General features: G+C 43.0%; 15 protein-coding genes. 13 read left to right on the top strand and 2 right to left on the bottom strand.

Annotated features, from left to right (window positions below):
• Nucleotides 1–29 precede the first annotated feature (29 nt).
• Both WN50_RS05975 and WN50_RS05980 read left to right on the top strand, forming a co-directional pair.
• Nucleotides 30–1868 carry a tetratricopeptide repeat-containing sulfotransferase family protein gene (locus WN50_RS05975; protein WP_046277845.1) on the top strand — a complete coding sequence of 613 codons (1839 nt, stop codon included), beginning with the start codon at nucleotides 30–32 and terminating at the stop codon, nucleotides 1866–1868.
• A 244-nt stretch (nucleotides 1869–2112) separates the two neighbouring features.
• Nucleotides 2113–4560 (top strand): tetratricopeptide repeat protein, encoded by a 2448-nt coding sequence (locus WN50_RS05980; RefSeq protein ID WP_046277844.1) that lies wholly within the window; start codon nucleotides 2113–2115, stop codon nucleotides 4558–4560.
• 4 nt (nucleotides 4561–4564) lie between these two features.
• Here WN50_RS05980 and WN50_RS05985 read toward each other — a convergent pair whose 3' ends face one another.
• Complete coding sequence (locus WN50_RS05985; RefSeq protein ID WP_046277843.1) at nucleotides 4565–5575, bottom strand: glycosyltransferase family 2 protein; 1011 nt, start codon at nucleotides 5573–5575, stop codon at nucleotides 4565–4567.
• Between the two features lie 93 nt (nucleotides 5576–5668).
• Between WN50_RS05985 and WN50_RS05990 the strand changes: the two genes are divergently transcribed.
• Entirely contained in the window at nucleotides 5669–7114 is a 1446-nt protein-coding gene (locus WN50_RS05990) for a hypothetical protein (protein ID WP_342586740.1), read from the top strand.
• Nucleotides 7115–7222: 108 nt separating this feature from the next.
• Here the strand turns inward: WN50_RS05990 and WN50_RS05995 are convergent, their stop codons facing one another.
• Entirely contained in the window at nucleotides 7223–8230 is a 1008-nt protein-coding gene (locus WN50_RS05995) for an SGNH/GDSL hydrolase family protein (protein ID WP_049558392.1), read from the bottom strand.
• Between the two features lie 486 nt (nucleotides 8231–8716).
• Between WN50_RS05995 and rimP the strand changes: the two genes are divergently transcribed.
• The 10 genes from rimP to kaiC all read left to right on the top strand — a co-directional run bounded on the left by rimP (nucleotide 8717) and on the right by kaiC (nucleotide 20608).
• Nucleotides 8717–9178 carry a ribosome maturation factor RimP gene (rimP, locus tag WN50_RS06000; protein ID WP_046277842.1) on the top strand — a complete coding sequence of 154 codons (462 nt, stop codon included), beginning with the start codon at nucleotides 8717–8719 and terminating at the stop codon, nucleotides 9176–9178.
• A gap of 188 nt (nucleotides 9179–9366) precedes the next feature.
• The gene (gene nusA / locus WN50_RS06005) at nucleotides 9367–10587 is read left to right on the top strand and encodes a transcription termination factor NusA (protein ID WP_046277841.1); all 1221 of its coding nucleotides are present in this window, start codon (nucleotides 9367–9369) and stop codon (nucleotides 10585–10587) included.
• Nucleotides 10588–10741: 154 nt separating this feature from the next.
• Nucleotides 10742–10993 carry a YlxR family protein gene (locus WN50_RS06010; RefSeq protein WP_046277840.1) on the top strand — a complete coding sequence of 84 codons (252 nt, stop codon included), beginning with the start codon at nucleotides 10742–10744 and terminating at the stop codon, nucleotides 10991–10993.
• 142 nt (nucleotides 10994–11135) lie between these two features.
• Nucleotides 11136–14282, top strand: coding sequence for a translation initiation factor IF-2 (infB, locus tag WN50_RS06015; protein WP_046277839.1), 3147 nt, complete (start codon nucleotides 11136–11138; stop codon nucleotides 14280–14282).
• Between the two features lie 135 nt (nucleotides 14283–14417).
• Nucleotides 14418–15068: a low-complexity tail membrane protein gene (locus tag WN50_RS06020; RefSeq protein ID WP_046277838.1), complete on the top strand. Its 651-nt coding sequence runs from the start codon at nucleotides 14418–14420 to the stop codon at nucleotides 15066–15068.
• Nucleotides 15069–15201: 133 nt separating this feature from the next.
• A complete protein-coding gene (locus WN50_RS06025; RefSeq protein ID WP_046277837.1) occupies nucleotides 15202–15429 on the top strand; it encodes a hypothetical protein in 228 nt (75 codons plus the stop codon).
• A gap of 417 nt (nucleotides 15430–15846) precedes the next feature.
• Nucleotides 15847–17127, top strand: a complete 1281-nt coding sequence (gene iscB, locus WN50_RS06030; protein WP_046277836.1) for an RNA-guided endonuclease IscB — start codon at nucleotides 15847–15849, stop codon at nucleotides 17125–17127.
• Between the two features lie 318 nt (nucleotides 17128–17445).
• The gene (locus WN50_RS06035; protein ID WP_323274224.1) at nucleotides 17446–18354 is read left to right on the top strand and encodes a circadian clock protein KaiA; all 909 of its coding nucleotides are present in this window, start codon (nucleotides 17446–17448) and stop codon (nucleotides 18352–18354) included.
• A gap of 163 nt (nucleotides 18355–18517) precedes the next feature.
• Entirely contained in the window at nucleotides 18518–18832 is a 315-nt protein-coding gene (gene kaiB / locus WN50_RS06040) for a circadian clock protein KaiB (protein WP_009782897.1), read from the top strand.
• Between the two features lie 210 nt (nucleotides 18833–19042).
• On the top strand, nucleotides 19043–20608 hold the full coding sequence (kaiC, locus tag WN50_RS06045; RefSeq protein ID WP_046281807.1) for a circadian clock protein KaiC: 1566 nt from the start codon (nucleotides 19043–19045) through the stop codon (nucleotides 20606–20608).
• Nucleotides 20609–20692 lie beyond the last annotated feature (84 nt).

Genomic DNA, 20692 nt, shown 5'->3' on the forward strand with positions numbered 1-20692 from the left:
AGTCCTGACCTATTACAGCTATCTTCATTATGAATGATTCGGAGCAATCTACGACAACGGCAATGAACTTGTATCAACAAGCCCTGGTTTACTTGCGTCAGCAGCAATTTCAGGAAGCTATTATTTCTTGTCAGCAAGCTTTAAAATATCAGCCTGAATTTGCACTCGCTTATAAAACAATAGGAGTAGCTCTACAAGTTCAAGGTCAGGAAGAAGAAGCTCAAAAATACTATCTCAAAGCTCTTGAAATTCAACCCGACTTGGCAGAAGTTTATGCAAATCTTGGGAATATTTACACGAAACAGCAGCAGTGGGATAAAGCGATAGAGGCTTACCAAAAAGCTCTTGAAATTCAACCAAAATTAGCAATTGCTTATCGAAATATCGCTCAAATCTTAACTCAACTTAACCGACAAGAAGAAGCAGTACAATATTGGTATGAAGCTTTGCAATTAGAACCAAACTGGGCAACCCCAGAGGAATATCTAACATTAGGAAATATGCTGCTTAAGCAGGAGAAACCCTTACAAGCAATCGAATGTTATCAAAGAATAATTAAAGTTAAACCGGATTCTTTTGAAGCGGCTCATAACTTAGGTGAAGCATTCAGCCAACTTGAACGCTGGCTAGAAGCCATTGATACCTACCAAAAAGCCTTAAAAATCAACCCAAATTCAGCAATTACTTATCAAAGATTGGCAGATGCTTTTGTTAAAGTCAAATCTGAGGATGAAGCAATTATAAATTATAAAAAAGCGATAGAAATCGATCCGAAGTCCTTTCAAGCCCATCAAAAAATAGCTCAACTTCTTTTTCAGCACAAACAATATGAACCCGCTCTCCAAGCTTATCTAAAAGCGATAGAACTTCAACCTTTTTATCAATGGTCTTACTGGAACTTGTGGAATATTTTAGCCGAACACCATAAACTGAATGATGCTTTAACGCTTTATCAAGATGCTGTTCAACGTTATCCAGATGCTCCTTTAGTTGAATTAAACTTCGGGGAAGTTTTAACGAGATCTGGAAAAATAAAACCTGCTATTGCTGCTTATAAAAGAGCAATTTATAAAAAAACTAAACGTTCTCATCCTGAGATTGTTGAACAGTATTGGGATAACGAAAAAACACTCAGTCCCAGTTTTATTATTCTTGGAACTCAGAAGGGCGGAACGACTTCGCTCTATCGTTATTTGGAAGAACACCCTCAAATTTTACCTGCAATCAAGAAAGAGATTTATTTTTGGAATCATCATTATAAACGAGGATTTGATTGGTATTTTTCTCATTTTCCGAGTCTCAAGTCATCTGCAAACTTTGTAACCGGAGAATCAACACCTAGCTATCTAGAAGATGAACAAGTTGCTCGCCGCATTGCTAAAACATTTCCACAGATGAAGTTAATTATTTTACTCAGAAATCCCATTGAAAGAACGGTTTCTCAATATTATCACTGGGTTAGGTTAGGATTAGAACAACAATCTCTCGAAGCAGCGATTTCCTTAGAATTAGAACTCTTGGGAAATTATCCCGAAACTTCTATTAATCCCAACTACTGGGAAAAAACTTATAAATATATTTGGCGGGGAATGTATGTGGAATTTATACAAAACTGGATGATGCACTTTCCGGCTGAAAATTTTCTGATTTTAAAAAGTGAAGACTTGTATGAAAAACCCCAAATCACACTTAAAAAGGTTTTTGAGTTTTTGAATTTACCGCATCATTCGTTGAGTGAATTTAAACCTTACAATCAAGGATACTATCAACCAATACCTGAGAATGTTCGCACACAATTAGGGGATTTTTTTAATCCCCAAAATCAAAGATTAGAGGCGTTTTTACGGAGAGAATTTAATTGGAATTAATCAGGGGGTTGACATAAAAACCCATTTTGAGTAAAATAAAGTCACATTGATATTATGGGCTTTTTGTGTCTACTGCCACAAAGCGGCAGGTTTGAGAGAGTTAAATCCGTGAAAAATACCTCATCCAGTCTCAAGAGACAGCTTACTATTAAGATAGCCACAGTCGTCAAATTTTAAGTTGATACCGCAGAAAAGCCTGCAATTCAATGATATAAATAAACAGTCCCCTATAAAGTCGTTGAATATGAACCTGGCGGCTAACTCAGAAACAGCAGCGAGTCAGCTTTGTCAACAAGCAAATTTGTACATCGCTCAACAACAATGGAAACAAGCTGTTACCTTGTGTCATCAAGCTTTGAAAATCCAACCTAATTTTGCACCTGCTTACAAAATCCTGGGTGTTGTGATGCAACGACAAGGACAACTAGATGAGGCTAAATACTGGTATCATCAAGCCTTAGAATATCAACCAGACTTTGCTGAAGTTCATGCCAATTTAGGAAGTTTATATGCGTCTCAACACAAGTGGGAACAAGCAATAACTTCCTATGAAAAAGCCCTGGCAATTCAACCCAATTTAGCCGGAGTTTACCGAAACTTAGCCCGAATTTGGCAAAAAAATAATCAACCGGAAAAAGCAGCCAACTGTCAATATAAAGCGTCTCTATTAGAACCAGATAAACTCCAAATTGAAGATTATTTCAGCTTAGGTAAAACGTTATCAATACAGAATCAGCTTGAACAAGTCGTTAATTTATATTCCCAGGCGAAAGAACTTTATCCAAAAGAAGCGAAACTTTATTATCTGTTGGGTAAAGCGTTGAGTCAACAAGAACAATGGCAAGAAGCAATATTCAACTACCAACAAGCAATTGAACTCAATCCTAGTGCTAGCCATTATTATAACAGCTTAGGAGATGTATTCACCCAATTACAACAGTGGGAAGAAGCAATTAATTGTTATTTACAAAGTATCCAGATTAACCCGAATTTATCTTGGTCTTATTTTAAATTAGCAGATGCTTGGATGGAATGCCAAGAATGGGAAAAAGCTATCAAAACCTACCGTCAAGGACTCCAACTCAACCCTGAAAACTATTGGCCTTATATTAAAATCGGAGATGCTTTAATTGAACAAGATAACATAGAAGAAGCGATCGCGATCTATCGTGACGCACAAAAAATCAATCCTAACCTTTCAACATCCTACTATAAATTAGCAGATGCCTTACAGCAAAACAACAAAGAAGATGAAGCAATTGCCCACTACAAAACAGCGTTAGAAATAGATCCAGATCTTCCATTTTTGTACGAAAAACTGGGTGATTTATTACAGAAAAAACAACAATGGGAAGAAGCCATAGCTTTATATAAAAAATCAGTTCAAGTCAATCCAGATGTATACGAACTTTATCTCAAACTCGGTTCTGCGTTACAACAGCAAAAAAATTGGCATGATGCAATTGATGCTTTTATCAAAGCTATCGAACTAAAAACCCATTGTTTTCAAGCCTATGATGAACTCGCCCATATATTTGAACATCAAGGCTATCCTGGATCAGCCATTGTTTGTCGCCATTATAAACTATTACCACCGATTGTCATTGAAACCTTTTGTCAATATTCAAAAGAGCAAGTTGTTAGCTTAGAATCAGCTTCTGATGTAATTACAATTAACCTTTATTCAGAAAGTCTAACTGAATGTGTACCACCCATTATATTAGATGACAATCTTCATCAAGATTTCCAACATAATTATTTTCGATCCTCTGCGGCTTTTGCGAGTATCCTTCCCCAAGGACAGGTATTAGCCGATCCGATTTTAACCAGTGCTGTTTTAAACGCAAAAAATCAATTAATTCCCGAACTTTGTAGCGGACATCCCGAGTTTTTAATCTCATCTAATCATCATTCTTCTGTTCACGAAATCGATGAAACTCTGGCTTTTCTATCGGTTCGTTGGGGAAATGGTGGATATTTTCATTGGATGTTTGATGTCGTGGCTCGTCTCGATCTTGTTCAAAAAGTATCCGAGATTGAGAAGATTAAAGTTGATAAATTTGTCTTCACTCACTGTCCGAATCAATATCAAATAGACTCTTTAGAAGCGGTGGGAATTCCTGCTGATCAAATTATAGAAAGCTTTGATTATCCCCATCTGAAAGCCAAACAAGTGATCGTTCCTAATATTACCCAAGAATTTGGCATTTCAGAATGGAAATGTCAATATCTCAGACGAGCATTTCTCAACCCGAAACTTCGCCCCGAAATTCCTAACTACAAACGAATTTATATTGATAGAAACAAAGCCGGTTATCGTAAAACAATCAATAATGAAGCCGTAGTTCAACTTTTAGAAAAATATGGCTTTCAACGAGTTTACTTAGAATCTTTGTCTATCGTTGAACAAGCTCATTATCTGAATGCGGCTGAAGTCGTTGTTGCGCCTCATGGTGCGGGATTAACTAACCTGACATTTTGTAACCCCGGAACGAAAGTAATTGAGATTTTTTCACCCGGCTATATTACCCCACTCTATTGGTTTCTCAGTAATATTTGTCGCTTAGAACATTATTACTTATTCGGGGAGAGATTACCCGATGATGACAATCCCAAAATTAGCCCAGTCACTCGTAATATTTGCGTCAATCTTAATCAACTTGAACAGATGATTAAGAAAGCCGGACTGTAAAAACTTAATGATTTTGATGGGGCTGGAACATTTTTTCAACAACCCATTCCATCAACATTTTCCATTCGGGAATTTCACTCAGTTTATCCGCATCAAAATCATCTCCCAAATTCATCGAATATTGCGTAAAACTCTCCATCCAATTCATCACCGTTTCCACTGCTAAATAGGGACTATGATGCCAAGATTTCTGCAAATATTGTACCATTTCTGGCGAAAAACCTGTATAATATAAATACCAAGAACTCCAAACCAACGTGCTGTAACGCACCCATTTTTCAATGAGGCGAATTTCCAAAGGAATATCTTCTCGACTCAAAAATCGTTCTAACACCCAATTAATAGATTTCGCTTGGGAAATTCCATCTCGCATCGTATTTTGATCATGTTGTCGATAACAAACCGTTGATTGACGTAACCACTCCGCCTCACAACCTTTTAACGCCAAACGTAATATTAAATCCACATCCTCAGCATGAGTTAACCCCGGTTCAAAACCTCCAACTTCCTCTAACCAATTCCGACGAAACATCAAAGTTCCCATCGTTCCAAAAGGTTTCCAGCGCAACCAAGATTCTAAGTTCAACTCAGGCACCATCTCCCAAGGTTGAACATCCATTAACGTTTCCCCCTGTTGGTTAATGCGTCGCCAACCACTATGCACAATTCCCAGTTTCGGGTTCGCCTCAAAGACTGCTAACTGCGCCGCCAGTTTATCTCGGAGAAATACATCATCCGCATCTAGAAACGCCACAAACTCCCCCTGTGCGAGATGAATGCCATGATTTCGAGCCACAGATACCCCTTGGTTGTCTTGATAAACATAGCGAATTTGGGCGCTGTAAGGCTGTAAAACTTGACGAGTATTGTCTTGAGAACCATCATCAATCACAATAATTTCAACAGAAGAATAAGTTTGATGAAGAACACTCTCAACCGCCTGTGCAACATAGCGATCACAGTTGTAAGCTGGAATAACAACACTGATCCGGGGTAATTTAGAAGCAGTTGACATGGTTAAATTTCCGTAAAAATCTATCGAAGTGTTGATGGAAAGTTAGTAGAGTCTAACTAAAGTAGCCCTATAAATTTTCATTTTTCCTGATTTATGCAAACCTCAAAATCCCGATTCCGTAAGAAAAAGAAAAAAGTTCCTTTGTTTGAACAATTAATGACACTGCTAACCGTGATTAATTTTATTTTAGTCTTGTTTAATCTAAGTTATATCCCCCTGCGCGATTTTTATTTCCGCTACACCCCTAAAATTATACAATTGTATGATCCAATCAAAGGAATTGAACCCCACCGCGCCACCAAAGGATATATCGAAACTGTAGAACAACTTCAACAGCAATACTCAGAGTTTGGGATCAATTCATCTCAGGTGAATCAAACCCTAGAAGACTTGCAAACCAAAAGTATTAACTTGATTAACGAAGATCCTTTTTCCGTTGCCAACAAAAGCGGTTCATTAGAAAAAATCAAAAACAAAATGCGAGATCAAGTTCCAGGTGAACAAGATTCGGCAAAAGAAGCCTTTCGTATTTTTTGGACTCCAACCTATTTAACAAAACAAGGCTTCCAACAACAATTAGCATGGTTTGATGAAGAAATCATTCCTTTTATGGAAGTGAACTATTATCGCGGAATTGGTGAAAGAGGAAGGTTTATCGATGAATTTTGGAAAATAGATTTACCCTTTATCATTATTTTTATCACCGAATTTATCCTGCGAACTTATCTAATTGGTCGCCGTTTTGCGCGGTTTACCTGGTTTGATGCGATGCTGTGGCGTTGGTATGATGTCTTTTTGTTTATTCCCGTCTGGCGATCGCTCAGAATTCTTCCGGTGATGATTCGTTTAGAACAAGTGGGATGGATTGATATCGAACGAGTTCGTTTGCAAGCCATTCGGGGAATCCTCAGCAGTTTTGCTCAAGAACTCACAGAAATTGTTGTGATTCAAGCGATTAATCAATTGCAAAATGATATCGAAAGTGGAGAATTTTTAAAACAGTTTTTTAAAGCTCAAAACCGTCGCTACATCGATATCAATAATATTAATGAAATAGAAGTTCTTGCCACTCGTTTAGTTCAGATGACCGTATACAAAGCCATTCCCCAAGTTCAACCCGAAATCGAAGCCATTCTCCGTCATAGTATTCAAAGTGCTGTTCAACAGTCTCCGATTTCCACAAGATTCAAGCAAATTCCGGGCTTACAAGATCTACCGACACAACTGACCGAACGTCTGGTTACTGAGTTATCAAAATTAGCCGTTGAAGGGCCACAAACCACCTATGAAACGGTTAAAACCGCGATGGAAGATCCCGTAGGAACTCGGTTATCAAACGAACTGGTTCGTCATTTTGGCACGGCTCTCGGCCAAGAAATTCAAAAAGAACAAAGCCTCAATGAAATTGAATCTCTCCTCGTCGATTTTCTAGAAGAATTTAAAATTAATTACGTCCAAAGAGTCGATGAAGAAAATTTTGAACAAGTGATCGCAGAAGCCAGACAACTGCGACAACTCACGAAAGGAAAGAAGTTCTAAATACTTCCCTCTTGGGCAAAGGAAAACAAGTATCGCTGAAATGCGTATGTATATTGTATGCGTTTCAGGAAAGCACATACAATTTTCCGTTCTGGTACGGTGATGCCCTTACTTACTATGAACTTTACGCTGTAGTAAACCGATCATTGCCGTACAAGATATCAAAGCCACAACAGTTGATGGTTCAGGAACAGTTGTGGTTTTTTGTGTCTCTAAGAAACTGGCCATATCTTCACCAATGATTTGATGTACACGACGACTCGGATGAATCTCGTCGAAGTAATAATAATTATTAGGTGTCGAACAACCAGGCTTCAACTCATCAGCACTGTATACAAGTTGGCAAGCATCATTTATATTGGTCAAACCGTATGCCTCTGGGCTAGAACGAATTTTGTTGCTAATTGCAACATGGTCATACAGTGCAACTTCAACACCTAATTGCTTATTGAGGGTATCCAGTTGACCGGGAAGACTTTTATTGATAACATCTCTAAACTTAGTTGCCTCTTCAGAGTATTCCTCAAAAAGCGGTAATGCAGCTAGATCGGTAGAATTTACGACAAAAAACTGTTGCGCCCCTACCACTGCAAGTTCTGATACTCCAGAAACAATATTATTAATAGCAGCAGCAGCTAGTGCTTCGACCGAACCAGTCTGATTATTAAAAAACCTTTCTAACAAGTCATTTGTAGATATAAAAATAAAGTATAATCCTTGAGAATCGGCCACGCGATTAACTTCTGTTTTATATTGTTCGATTTGACCGAATAAACCCGTATTTTGATATTGATCGAGCCAGGTACTTAAATTGCCATTGCCACTTTTTGCACCACCTACAGCATAATTTGTTAACTGTAAATTTTCTTGTTTTGCGAGTACCTCAACTGATGTTAATCCGGGATTATTTGTCCATCGACCATCAGAGTCATAGACATCCAATCGGGGGAATATAAATGCTCCAGGAACCCCAGAGTTGACTGCTGCTGTTGTAATTTGACGTGCTGCCCCATTATCTGAATAGCTATCACCAAAGGCATAAATATGAGAAATGGAGTTGAAAGAAATAGCATCAGCGTTATGAACACCCACACACAAGAAAGCTGCACTACTCATTGTGGCAGTAACGAAAGTCTTCAAAGGAGTATTTTTTAACATACCAACAAGTTCATTTACAACTATTCAATAGGATTACAGTCTGTTCAATCAGTTAGTCTTAAAAATCACGAATTGCCAACATTGAGATACTATACTATATTGATGGACAGGAGTCTATACATGAGTTTTAGTTAGGTGATACGCTTTGCACGGCAAGCGACCTGATCGCCAAACATGAAAACGAAACAGCCCTGCCTGACAAAAGGGACAGATTTAAGCTAAACTAAAGGTTACGAGATAAATTCCAAACGGGATTTGTCTGTCTGACTTCTTGTGGAAGACACTGTGAAGTGGGTGACGCCCACTTTTTTTAGTGGCAGGGGTCAGGTCAACCTGTAAGCTTGTAGGAAATGCTACAGCCAGCAGTCCCACCTCCTTCGGTATCTTGTTTACCGATCTAGGAGTCAGTTTGAAGTCTTAAGTCTAATTTTCTGCTATCGAAGTATGGCTCACCCCCTTGTCCCAAAAATCATCGATCTAGCCACCCCTGTTGCTGAAGCACTGGGATTAGAAGTGGTGGGAGCAGTCTTTTATACCAACCAAGCCCCCCCTGTTTTGCGCGTCGATATCCGCAACCCCAACCGAGACACGGGTTTAGACGACTGCGAACAAATGAGTCGAGCGTTGGAAGAACAATTAGATACCGTAGATTTGATTCCCGATGCTTATGTGTTGGAGATTTCTAGCCCCGGAATTTCTCAAACACTCACGAGCGATCGCGACTTTATCTCCTTCAAAGGATTTCCCATACTCATCAGAACTTCAGAACCCTATAAAGGCTATAAGGAGCGGGTGGGAAAGTTAGTTCGTCGCGATGAAACAGCCGTCTATCTTAATCAGAAAGGACGACAAATAGCAATTCCTCGCACGCTGATTGCCGAAGTTCTCCTTCAAGAAGAAGAGTGAAACCTGAGCATTTTTACACTCGTGATCAGCTCCAGGGGATTGCCATTTGCATCCCTTGGAATAATGGGAAAGTGATCACGACTCAGACCCGGCTTGAGAATTGAAAATAATGATTTTTTATTTTTTATTCTTAGTTTTCTTCTTGATTTCTCGTTATTCATATCTCATTTACACAGGAGAATCAGCCTATGTCAATGGTCAGTTTACCTGGACTCAAAGACATGATCCAGAACATTTCTCAAGAACGGAACTTACCCAAGCAAGCCGTTGAAGATGCCTTACGGGAAGCCTTGTTAAAAGGATACGAACGCTACCGTCGCACCATTGAGATTAATACCCCGTTTAGCGAAGACTATTTCGACAATTTTGATGTCGAACTCGATGTCGAAGAAGAAGGATTTCGCGTCCTGGCTAAAAATTTAACCATTGTTGAAGAAGTTACGAACCAAGATCATCAAATTTCCCTGCAAGACGTGCAGGAAGTAGCACCCGAAGCCCAACTCGGCGATACAGTCACCCTTGATGTCACACCCGATCAACATGATTTTGGTCGGATGGCCGCCATTCAAACCAAACAAGTCCTGGCTCAAAAGCTGCGAGACAAGCAGCGTAAAATGATTCAAGATGAGTTTAAAGACTTAGAAGGAACCGTTTTACAAGCCCGAGTATTGCGCTTTGAACGACAATCTGTAATCATGTCCGTCGCCAGTGGCTTCGGTCATCAAGAAGTCGAAGCCGAACTTCCCAAACGAGAGCAACTCCCTAACGACAATTACAGAGCCAATGCCACCTTTAGAGTCTATCTCAAGCGCGTCTCTCAAGGATCGCAACGAGGACCACAACTGATCGTCTCTCGAGCCGACGCGGGTTTAGTGGTATACCTCTTTGCCAACGAAGTCCCCGAAATCGAGGATGAAGTCGTTCGCATTGTCGCCGTCGCCCGAGAAGCCAATCCGCCCTCCTCTCATGTAGGCCCACGAACCAAAATCGCCGTTGATACCCTCGATCGCGATGTTGATCCCGTTGGGGCTTGCATTGGAGCGAGAGGATCACGCATTCAAGTCGTCGTCAACGAATTACGAGGCGAGAAAATCGACGTCATCCGTTGGTCTCCCGATCCCGCAACCTACATTGCCAATGCCTTGAGTCCAGCCCGAGTTGATGAAGTGCGTCTGATGAACCCCGAAGAACGTCGCGCTCACATCCTAGTCCCAGAAGATCAACTCAGTTTAGCGATTGGTAAAGAAGGTCAGAATGTGCGTTTAGCGGCTCGGCTGACCGGATGGAAAATTGACATCAAAGATACTGCAAAATATGATGCAGTTGCAGAAGATCAAAAAATAGCAGAACAGTTGCAGGATCAAGAAGCATATTACTCTGAAGATGAGGAGGACTTAGAAACCGAATAATCAGGCGAACATCAGGTCATGGTTATTCATAAATCGGGGAACAGTCTCTAAAATAAAAATAAAAGAGAGATTGGGCTGTGAAGCCCTGATCCCGCTCACACCCAAAAACCCGAGTCAGATAGACCCCCCATGTCCTTCAAGATGCTGATTGATCATGCCACCCAACTGTCGTCGTTGTGTCGCCTGTCGCCAAGCCGCTCCCAAAGAGACATTTTGGCGAGTGGTTCGAGTCTACTCGTCCCATCAGGTACAATTAGATCAAGGCATGGGTCGTTCCGCCTATCTCTGTCGGAATGCCGAATGTCTCAAAGCCGCTCAAAAGAAGAATCGTCTGGGGCGATCGCTCAAAGCTGCCATACCGGAAGAAATTTATCAAATCCTCTGGCAGCGTGCCACCTCAGAATAGACTCATCTTGAGAGCCAAGGCTATCTTCGCGAGTTTAGCTACTGTTGTCAGCTCGACAACAGGTTACAATTGTTAATTTGGGAAGAAAAATGTCAAGATAAACTAATGTAGATAACGGGTTGGTACGAAGAGGGCAAAGTGGATGAACAACACCAAAGTCAGAATTTACGAGTTGTCAAAGGAACTGAATTTGGACAACAAAGATATCTTAGCCGTATGTGAACGGCTCAACATTGCAGTCAAAAGCCATAGTAGTACAATTACTGAATCAGATGCTCAACGGATTGAGAAATATGTGGCAACCCACCCCATCGAGAGTCATCATGATTCCAACTCCGAGCGGGCAAGCCATCCATCAAAACTGTCCGATTCTCAAGCCGATCACAAGAAAAAACAACAAATCCTAGAAGTTCGTAAACCCAAACTTCAGGTCAACTCCAACTCGAACCGATTTCCCACTCAACAGAACAACTCAGTATCCGTGCCAACAGCCACTCAACCCCAACCCTCAGTTCCCTCCCAGCCTTCTGAGAAACCACCACTACTAGATCGGCCTGTGCTATCGAAGCCCAATTCTGCCCCTCAATCTCCATCAGAATCCGTAAATCAACCGGCAGTTGACAGTTCCGCGAAAAATCCTCCGGAGCGATCAACAGTCACCTCTTCCGACGAGTCCAATCACCCGGACTCCGCTCAAGCATCCCAGCTAGCGGAAGCTCCCCAATTGGTCTCTCCTCCAGTGCGGCCCTCGGCGAGTTCCTCCGACCCTGCCGTTGTGAAGAACAAACCGATTTTAAAATCCAATAAACCAACGCCTAAGTCGGCGGAGCCAGAGGTACAGCCAACAGTGGCTAAAACGCCGGACAAGCCTGGCCCCAGCAAACCGACCAAAAATCAGCGTCCGAGCAGTTCTGAACCCAAAACCTCCGACATCAAAGAGCCGAGGGAAAAAGAGGTTGTTCGCAAGCCTCGCAAAGAAATTACAGCCCTCAAACCCAAGCCGCTTCCGGAACTTCAGCCGCCACCCGCTCGTAGAGGCAGTGAACCCGAACCCGAGGCAAGCGACAGCGAAACCGATGACGAAATCATCACCCCGACAGACGACCTCGATCTGGAGATCAAGCGACCGAAGAAAACCCTCACCGCACTCAAAAAGCCCCAGTCCACTCGCAGCACAACAACCAAACGTGCAGGATGGGATGAGGAAGAAGAAGACAAGGCCGCCAAAGCCGCCAAACTCAAAGCCAAGCGTCCTCGCGTTAAACCTCCCATTGAAGATGAAGAGGATGAGGACTTGGACGGCTCCCTCAACGGTCAGTCTGACTTAGATGCAGCCGTGAGTCTATCACTGGCTCGTCCCCCCAAACAAAAGAGCGCATCATCCCCAACAAAACCAACGGCAGCCAGTGCGGGGCCTTCAAAAGCCAAAAAGCCGACCCGCAACCGGGGCGGTTCATCGGAAGACTCCAGCAGTTCTTCTCGCGGCAACAACAGTGCCGAGTCCAAACAACCTCCGCGTCCTGAAAAACTGGTAATTTCTGGCTCCCTAACCGTACAAGAGCTAGCCAATGCCCTGTTTATACCTGAAACGGATATTATTCGCAGGCTGTTTGCTCGAGGAATTGCCGTTAACATTACTGAAACTCTTGATTTCAACATCATTGAGATGGTCTGTCAAGAGTTGGAAGTACCACTGGAAACCGAACAGCAGAAATCCGGTGCAGAAAAACCCGACAACATCTTTAATGAAGCCGATTTAGATCACCTGCAACGACGTCCTCCAGTCGTCACCATCATGGGTCACGTCGATCACGGGAAAACCACCCTACTCGACTCCATCCGAGCAACCAAAGTCGCTCAAGGGGAAGCCGGAGGCATTACCCAGCATATTGGTGCCTATCACGTCGATGTCGAACACGAAGGCAAAATGCAGCAGGTGGTCTTCCTGGATACCCCCGGTCACGAAGCCTTTACCGCCATGCGGGCAAGGGGAGCTAGAGTAACAGATATTGCCATCTTAGTCGTCGCTGCCGATGATGGCGTTCAACCCCAAACCATCGAAGCCATCAGCCACGCCAAAGCTGCCGGAGTGCCAATTATTGTCGCGATTAACAAAATCGACAAAGAAAGCGCCCAACCCGATCGGGTCAAGCAAGAACTGATGGAACACAATCTCGTTCCGGAAGAATGGGGCGGTGATACCATCATGGTTCCGGTCAGCGCCATCAAGAAAGAAAACCTGGATCTGCTTCTCGAAATGATTATCCTCGTTTCACAAGTTGAAGACTTAGAAGCCAATCCTGATCGATCCGCTCGAGGCTCAGTCATTGAAGCTCACCTCGATAAAGCCCGAGGCCCTGTTGCCACCCTGTTAGTTCAAAATGGAACTCTGCGCGTCGGTGATATTGTGGTAGCCGGATCAGCTCTTGGTAAAGTCCGAGCCATGGTTGATGACCGAGGCCAACGGGTAGAAGCCGCTAGCCCTTCCTTTGCCGTTGAGATCCTCGGACTCCGAGACGTTCCCGCCGCCGGAGATGAATTTGAGGTCTTCGAGAACGAAAAAGAAGCCGCAGCCCTAGCCGACGAACGCGCCCAGGCTCAACGGAAGTCTCGTCTCCTCCAAGGCCGCATCAGTCTCAGCGCCCTGTCAGCTCGCGCTCAAGAAGGAGAACTCAAAGAACTGAATATCATCCTCAAAGGAGATGTTCAAGGGTCTGTAGAAGCCATTGTCAACGCCCTCAAGAAACTTCCTCAAAAAGAAGTGCAACTGCGGTTACTCTTGGCAGCCCCCGGAGAAGTCACTGAAACGGACATCGATTTTGCCGCCGCTAGCGATGCGGTCTTGATAGGCTTTAATACCACCTTGGCAAACGGCGCCCGACAAGCAGCCGATCAAGCTGGGGTTGATATTCGCGAGTACAACATCATTTACAACCTCTTAGATGATGTACAAGCCGCGATGGAAGGTCTGCTTGAACCCGAATTGGTTGAAGAAGCCCTCGGTCAAGCCGAAGTCCGAGCCGTCTTCCCCGTGGGTCGAAACAAGGTGGCAGGATGCTATATCCAAACAGGCAAAGCCGTTCGGAACTGCAAAGTCAGAGTCCTACGCAAAGGCAATGTCATCCACGAAGGCATACTCTCTTCCCTCAAACGGATGCGAGAAGATGCCAAAGAGGTCAACGCCGGCTATGAATGTGGCATGGGTCTCGATACCTTCCATGACTGGGAAGAAGGAGACATCATCGAAGCCTACCGCATGGCTACCAAGCGACGGACTCTTTCTGTCTAGGTCAGTTAAGATAGAGGAAGAAGAAAAACCCTCCTTCCTGCAAAACACCCAACGCGATCGCTTCAATCTTAAGAACGCAGCGATCGCTTAATCTTTTTAGAGTATGATCAAGCTAGCCCCCGACCGCCCGTAAAAATGTCGAATTTCCGATTAGATCCCTATCTCTGGATTCATCTTTCTGGTTTAGCGGTACTCCCCCTATGGTTAGCACTTTGCCTGTTAGGATTAGCAGTCGGTTATCCGATCTGGCCTGTCGGGGTGGAAATCGCTATCGTTGCTATCGTCGGCATCCTCCCCATTTTTTGGATGCAATGGTTTCAGCCGTTTTACATTTTCAGCGTCTTAGTCATGGCGATGAAACCTGAACAACTGACACCTGTGCAACGGACTATTCTGGCCCGGTTCAAAACGCCACTCAATCAAAGATTAGCTTTAATTGCACCGCTCCTATTTTTACCCATTCTTTGGCAACTTTATCGTCTTGCTCCTCTAGCAGCTCATGTCGTTTCATTACCCTTGCAAGGGCGTTTGCTCGGATTATTCCTAGCTAGCATCGCCTTTTTAGGCTGTAATTTATTTGCTCAAGTTCCTGTGAGTGTGATTGGAGTTTTACTGACTCGAAAAGCAGAATGGTCAGCAACAGAACCTTTAACGATTGAACAAATTCGTCAAGGTTTTACCCGGATAGGACTACGGGTGAATCGCATCTTACCTGCGGCACTGATACCCCAAATAACAGAGAATTCTTTGCCATCGCTTGACTCCAAAGAACCCTCAGAACGTTAACAGTTCAGAACCCACCCAGCCCACCTAAGCCTTAGACGGTGTTCACAGCTACAGGCATTTGCCGTAATAATTTGTAAAAATAGAGTGAAGCTTGCAAATCATTCCAACTTTATTGTTTATTTGGTGACCGATTATGGCTAAATCAACTTCCACCCTCCCTGAAAATGACGCGGTGGCTACTCCCCGATTACAAGAAGACTCTCAAATTTGGCACAGTCTCAAACAAGCCATTGCTTCTAGTTCGGGATTTCAACGCTGGCAGCTAGAACACCAAGATTACCCCGAACAGCAGCCTCAGATCAATCTTGATCGCCTGGTTCGCACTTATTTGCGAGAAACCTTAGAAACATTAGCTTATTAAACTCTCAAACTCAATTGACTTCCAGAAAACACTTTTAACGATTAGGCTGTTGTCCCGCGCTCTACCTCAAAGGTGAGTGTCGGGATGAAAGCCGCGCGATTGAGCCAAGCCAACAATCAAGGGATCACAACGATCAAGACGGGTCAAGAACTCGCCGCTAAACCCTATGCGCTTTTCGCGCAGCAGGCTTCGCCAACGGGTTAAGCGCGGGAGCTTGTAAAAAGGCTCTAACTTGACCAGACTCAGCCCTTTTTGGGGCTACGTTATTTGGCTCACGAAACCCATGAATGCGTGCCAGTTTGCGGCTCTTTCGTACAGTTTTAAACAGGCGTAACGAGTTAAGCCAGTGAACTATACCTAACAAGGCTAAATAACATTGTCGAGGCAAACTTTACCCGTAAGGAGAGACTCAAAGTAATGCGAGTTTTCGTGTTAGATAAAAACCTGAAACCTATTGACCCCTGCCCTCCGGCAAGGGCGAGGGAACTGTTAAAAAAAAGGAGGGCAAAAGTATTCATAAAATATCCGTTCACCATCGTATGCTGCGATAGAACTTTTGAAGATTCAGTAACGCATTCGCACAGAATTAAAATTGACCCCGGTAGTAAAACAACGGGAATTGCAATCGTTCAAGAAGAAACTGGACGAGTAACAACAGCTTTGGAAATTTCTCACCGGGGGCAACAAATAAAAAATGCTCTTGATTCTCGAAGGGCGTTAAGAAGGGGACGACGCAACCGCAAAACCCGCTATCGCCAGCCTAGATTTTTAAATCGTACTCGCCCAAAAGGTTGGCTGCCTCCTTCTCTTGAAAGTAGAATTGCCAATATTGAAACTTGGGTGAAACGACTTAGAAAATTCTGTCCCGTTACTGCAATTTCTCAGGAGTTGGTGAAGTTTGACCTTCAGCAAATGCAAAACCCAGAGATTTATGGAATCGAGTATCAACGGGGGGAACTTTACGGGTTTGAAGTGAAAGAGTATTTACTTCAAAAGTGGGGTAGAAAATGCGTTTATTGCGATGCTGAAAATGTTCCCCTGGAAATCGAACACATTCTTGCCAAATCGAAAGGAGGTTCAAACCGAGTTAGCAATTTAACTTTGGCTTGCCGAAAGTGCAACCAATCTAAAGGCGATAAACCGATTGAGCAATTTTTGAGTAAAAAACCCGACCTGTTGAGGAGAATTTTAAAACAAGCCAAAGCACCGCTAAAAGATGCGGCGGCAGTCAACGCTACCCGGTGGCAATTGTACAATCGACTGCAAGCTAAGGGATTGCCTGTAGAGGTCGGTTCCGGTGGACTGACTAAGTACAATCGCAAAACCCGAGGGATTGAAAAAAGCCACTGGACTGATGCAGCTTGTGTGGGAAAATCAACCCCAGAAAAGCTGTTGATTAAAGGAGTTAAACCCCTCTTAATAACAGCAAAAGGTCACGGCGTTAGGCGGCGTTGTCGCCCCGGCAAATACGGTTTTCCAAAAGCTCACGCTCCCAAAGCAAAATTCTTTCAAGGATTTCAAACGGGCGATATTGTAAAAGCTGAAATTCCTAAAGGGAAATTTGCAGGGGAATACACGGGTAGAATTGCCATTCGTTTTCGACCAAGTTTCGTGCTTCAAACTCAAGCGAAAAAGTTTGATGTACATCCAAAATACTTGCAAGCAATATTCAAGGCTGACGGCTATGAATACAGATAATTATCTTGTATTCGCTGCGCTCATGTTGTTTGTTGGCGGGAATTCCTCTCCCGCTAAAACTGAAGTTTATAGTGGGAGTCCCCGGACCGCATTTGATGGAACCGCCGTCTGTTGGTGTTTTAGGGGGAAGTCCAATTTCTTCCGCACTCCCCGTTGAGAACACCTGCTCACCCTTTATACGATCGTATCAGCGTCGGATAGTTCACGATTAGTTACAATTTATGATTAAATCTTTTATAGACTCACGAAATATTAGTAAAGGAGACTGGATCTCTGAGTGACTCTTTGGCGGGTAACTTAACTTCAACCTCAACGACCGTGTGGCGTCCACAGCTCTCAATTTGTTTGTTTGTGCCATCAACACAGATGGCTGAATCGGTTATGTCTAGTTTGCAGAGCGATCGCTATGCTGTCGTTCTGGTCCATTCGATCGAAGAGTTACTCCAATACGTCAGTCAGGAAAGAGAGCAACTCGACTGTTTAATTGTGCAGGAGGAAATCGATCTGACTCTATTAGTCGAGCAACTGCAACACCAAAATATCTCTTTACCAACCGTCATCTTAGATGCTCAGATCAAGCCGCCTCAGACTCAACAGACACCCGAACCGAGTGATTCTTCCCAATCAACTCAGACACCGACACTAACAACGAACTACATCTATCACAATAGTGAAGTTCATATCAATGTCAACCAACTCAATCAAATCAACGGTTATGTAGACAAAGCCATCAGTCAATTTATTACTCAAGCCGTTACGACTCGTCTGACGGATGACTCCCTAGACGCCAATGAACCGACGGAGTTGACCAACTTTATCATGCGTCAGCAGAGACGACTGGCTGAGAAACTACATGAACGCTTAGGATATTTAGGAGTTTACTACAAACGAAGTCCTCAGAACTTCCTGCGAAATCTGCCTCCCGCCGAGCGACAGGAATTGCTCGATCAGCTTAAATTGAAATATCGTCAAATTGTTCTGAGTTATTTTTCAGCAGATAAAACCCTGAATAATAAAATCGATGAATATGTTAACATTGCGTTTTTTGCCGATGTTCCGGTAACTCGCATCGTCGAAATTCACATGGAATTGATGGATAATTTCTCCAAACAACTGAAACTCGAAGGACGCAGTGAAGATGTCTTACTCGATTACCGCCTCACTCTAATTGATATGGTGGCGCATTTATGTGAAATGTATCGACGCTCAATTCCGAGAGATTCTTAGGGTTGAGAAAATAAAACTCAAGATCAGATTTTCACGTCAAAAAATAAAACGTTTAGTAAACACTGAATTAAGATTTGCAATAACCTTTAACAAAAGGGAAACAAAGCCGGAGAGGAAAGCCATTCACGATAAAATTTATCTGTCAAGCTATCCCTGAAAGTTTATGAGTCCATTAAAAAAAACCTATGTTCTCAAGCTCTACGTTGCCGGGAATACCCCGAACTCTGTGCGAGCCTTGAAAACGCTTAAAGAAATCTTAGAACAAGAGTTTCAGGGAGTTTATGCGTTGAAAGTGATTGACGTTCTCAAAAACCCTCAACTGGCAGAAGAGGATAAAATTCTGGCGACACCCACGCTGTCGAAAATTCTACCTCCACCAGTCAGAAAAATTATAGGAGACCTTTCAGATCGAGAAAAAGTCTTAATTGGGCTAGACTTGCTCTATGAAGAGTTAGGTGATGATGGACTGAACCTCTGAAGTGTTCGGTGTAGCAGGACATCAACAACCCCTTTCAATGATCTTTCTTGACAAAAGTAACAGTTATCCCCAGTTTGCCCGTGACTGAGAACACCCACTGTTCTTTTACATCTGCCAACAATCTGCACAGCCAATCCCTATTTTGTGGTAAATGTAGCAATAGGGAAATAATATTCTAGCATTAGAGGTGGATTTTTCAACCTAAAGATTATGAGTGAAAACAGTCAAGACGCGAACACCAATGGACGTAAACTTATTGGCGTTCAAAAAATCCGAACGATGATCGAAGGCTTTGATGACATTAGTCATGGCGGAATGCCCTTAGGAAGAACAACTTTAGTCAGTGGTACATCAGGCACAGGTAAAACTCTGTTTGCAGTTCAGTTTCTCTACAACGGAATTATAAATTTTGATGAACCCGGTATCTTTGTTACCTTTGAAGAATCTCCTAATGATATTATTAAAAACGCCTCTAGTTTCGGTTGGGATTTACAGGAATTAGTCGAGCAGGGGAAACTTTTTATTTTGGATGCTTCTCCCGATCCCGAAGGTCAAGATATTGTCGGAAACTTTGACTTATCCGCCCTGATTGAACGCATTCAATACGCCATTCGCAAATATAAAGCCCGACGAGTTTCCATTGACTCCGTGACAGCCGTTTTCCAACAATACGAAGCCGCAGGCGTCGTCAGACGGGAAATTTTTCGGTTAGTGGCTCGTTTAAAACAAGTCGGAGCCACGACGATTATGACAACAGAACGAGAAGAAGAATATGGCCCGGTTGCTCGTTTTGGGGTCGAAGAATTCGTCTCGGATAATGTGATGATTGTCCGCAACGTTTTAGAAGGAGAACGTCGTCGTCGGACGATGGAAATTCTCAAACTGCGGGGAACCACTCACATGAAAGGAGAATTCCCCTTTACCATTACGAATAACGGTATTAGTATCTTCCCCTTAGGAGCCATGCGACTGACTCAACGTTCATCAAATGCGAGAGTTTCTTCTGGAGATGAAACCCTGGACCAAATGTGTGGGGGTGGATTTTTTAAAGACTCGATTATTTTGGCAACCGGAGCAACAGGAACCGGAAAAACTTTATTGGTTAGTGTTTTTCTCAATAATGCTTGCCAAAACGGTGAACGGGCAATATTATTTGCCTATGAAGAATCTCGCGCTCAATTGCTGAGAAATGCCAACTCTTGGGGCATTGACTTTGAAGGCATGGAACGCAAAGGATTACTCAGAATTTTGTGTAGTTATCCCGAATCAGCCGGAGTCGAAGATCATCTGCAAATTATTAAATCAGAAATTCAGGAATTTAAACCCGCTCGGATTGCCATTGATTCTTTATCAGCTCTAGCAAGAGGGGTTAGTAATAATGCGTTTCGACAGTTTGTCATTGGAGTAACCGGATACGCCAAACAAGAAGAAATTACTGGATTTTTTACCAATACAACCGATCAATTTATGGGTTCTCACTCGATTACTGATTCTCATATTTCTACCATCACCGATACCATTTTGATGCTGCAATATGTAGAAATTAGGGGAGAAATGTCTCGGGCGCTTAACGTGTTTAAAATGAGAGGTTCATGGCACGATAAAGGCATCCGAGAATATACAATTACCGAAAGAGGCCCTCGGATTACCGATTCCTTTAGGGATTATGAACGGATTATTAGTGGTTCTCCCACTCGCATTAGTATCAATGAAAAAAGCGAACTTTCCCGTATTATTGAAGGGGTACAAGGGAAAAGAGGTGAAATTGACGAGTAGCTTTAATTGAGACTAGACTTGCCGTTGCTAGGTGAGAATGCCACACTGTTACTAGGTGATGCACCGTAGGAAGGGTTCATTACC

Source organism: Limnoraphis robusta CS-951, from assembly GCF_000972705.2.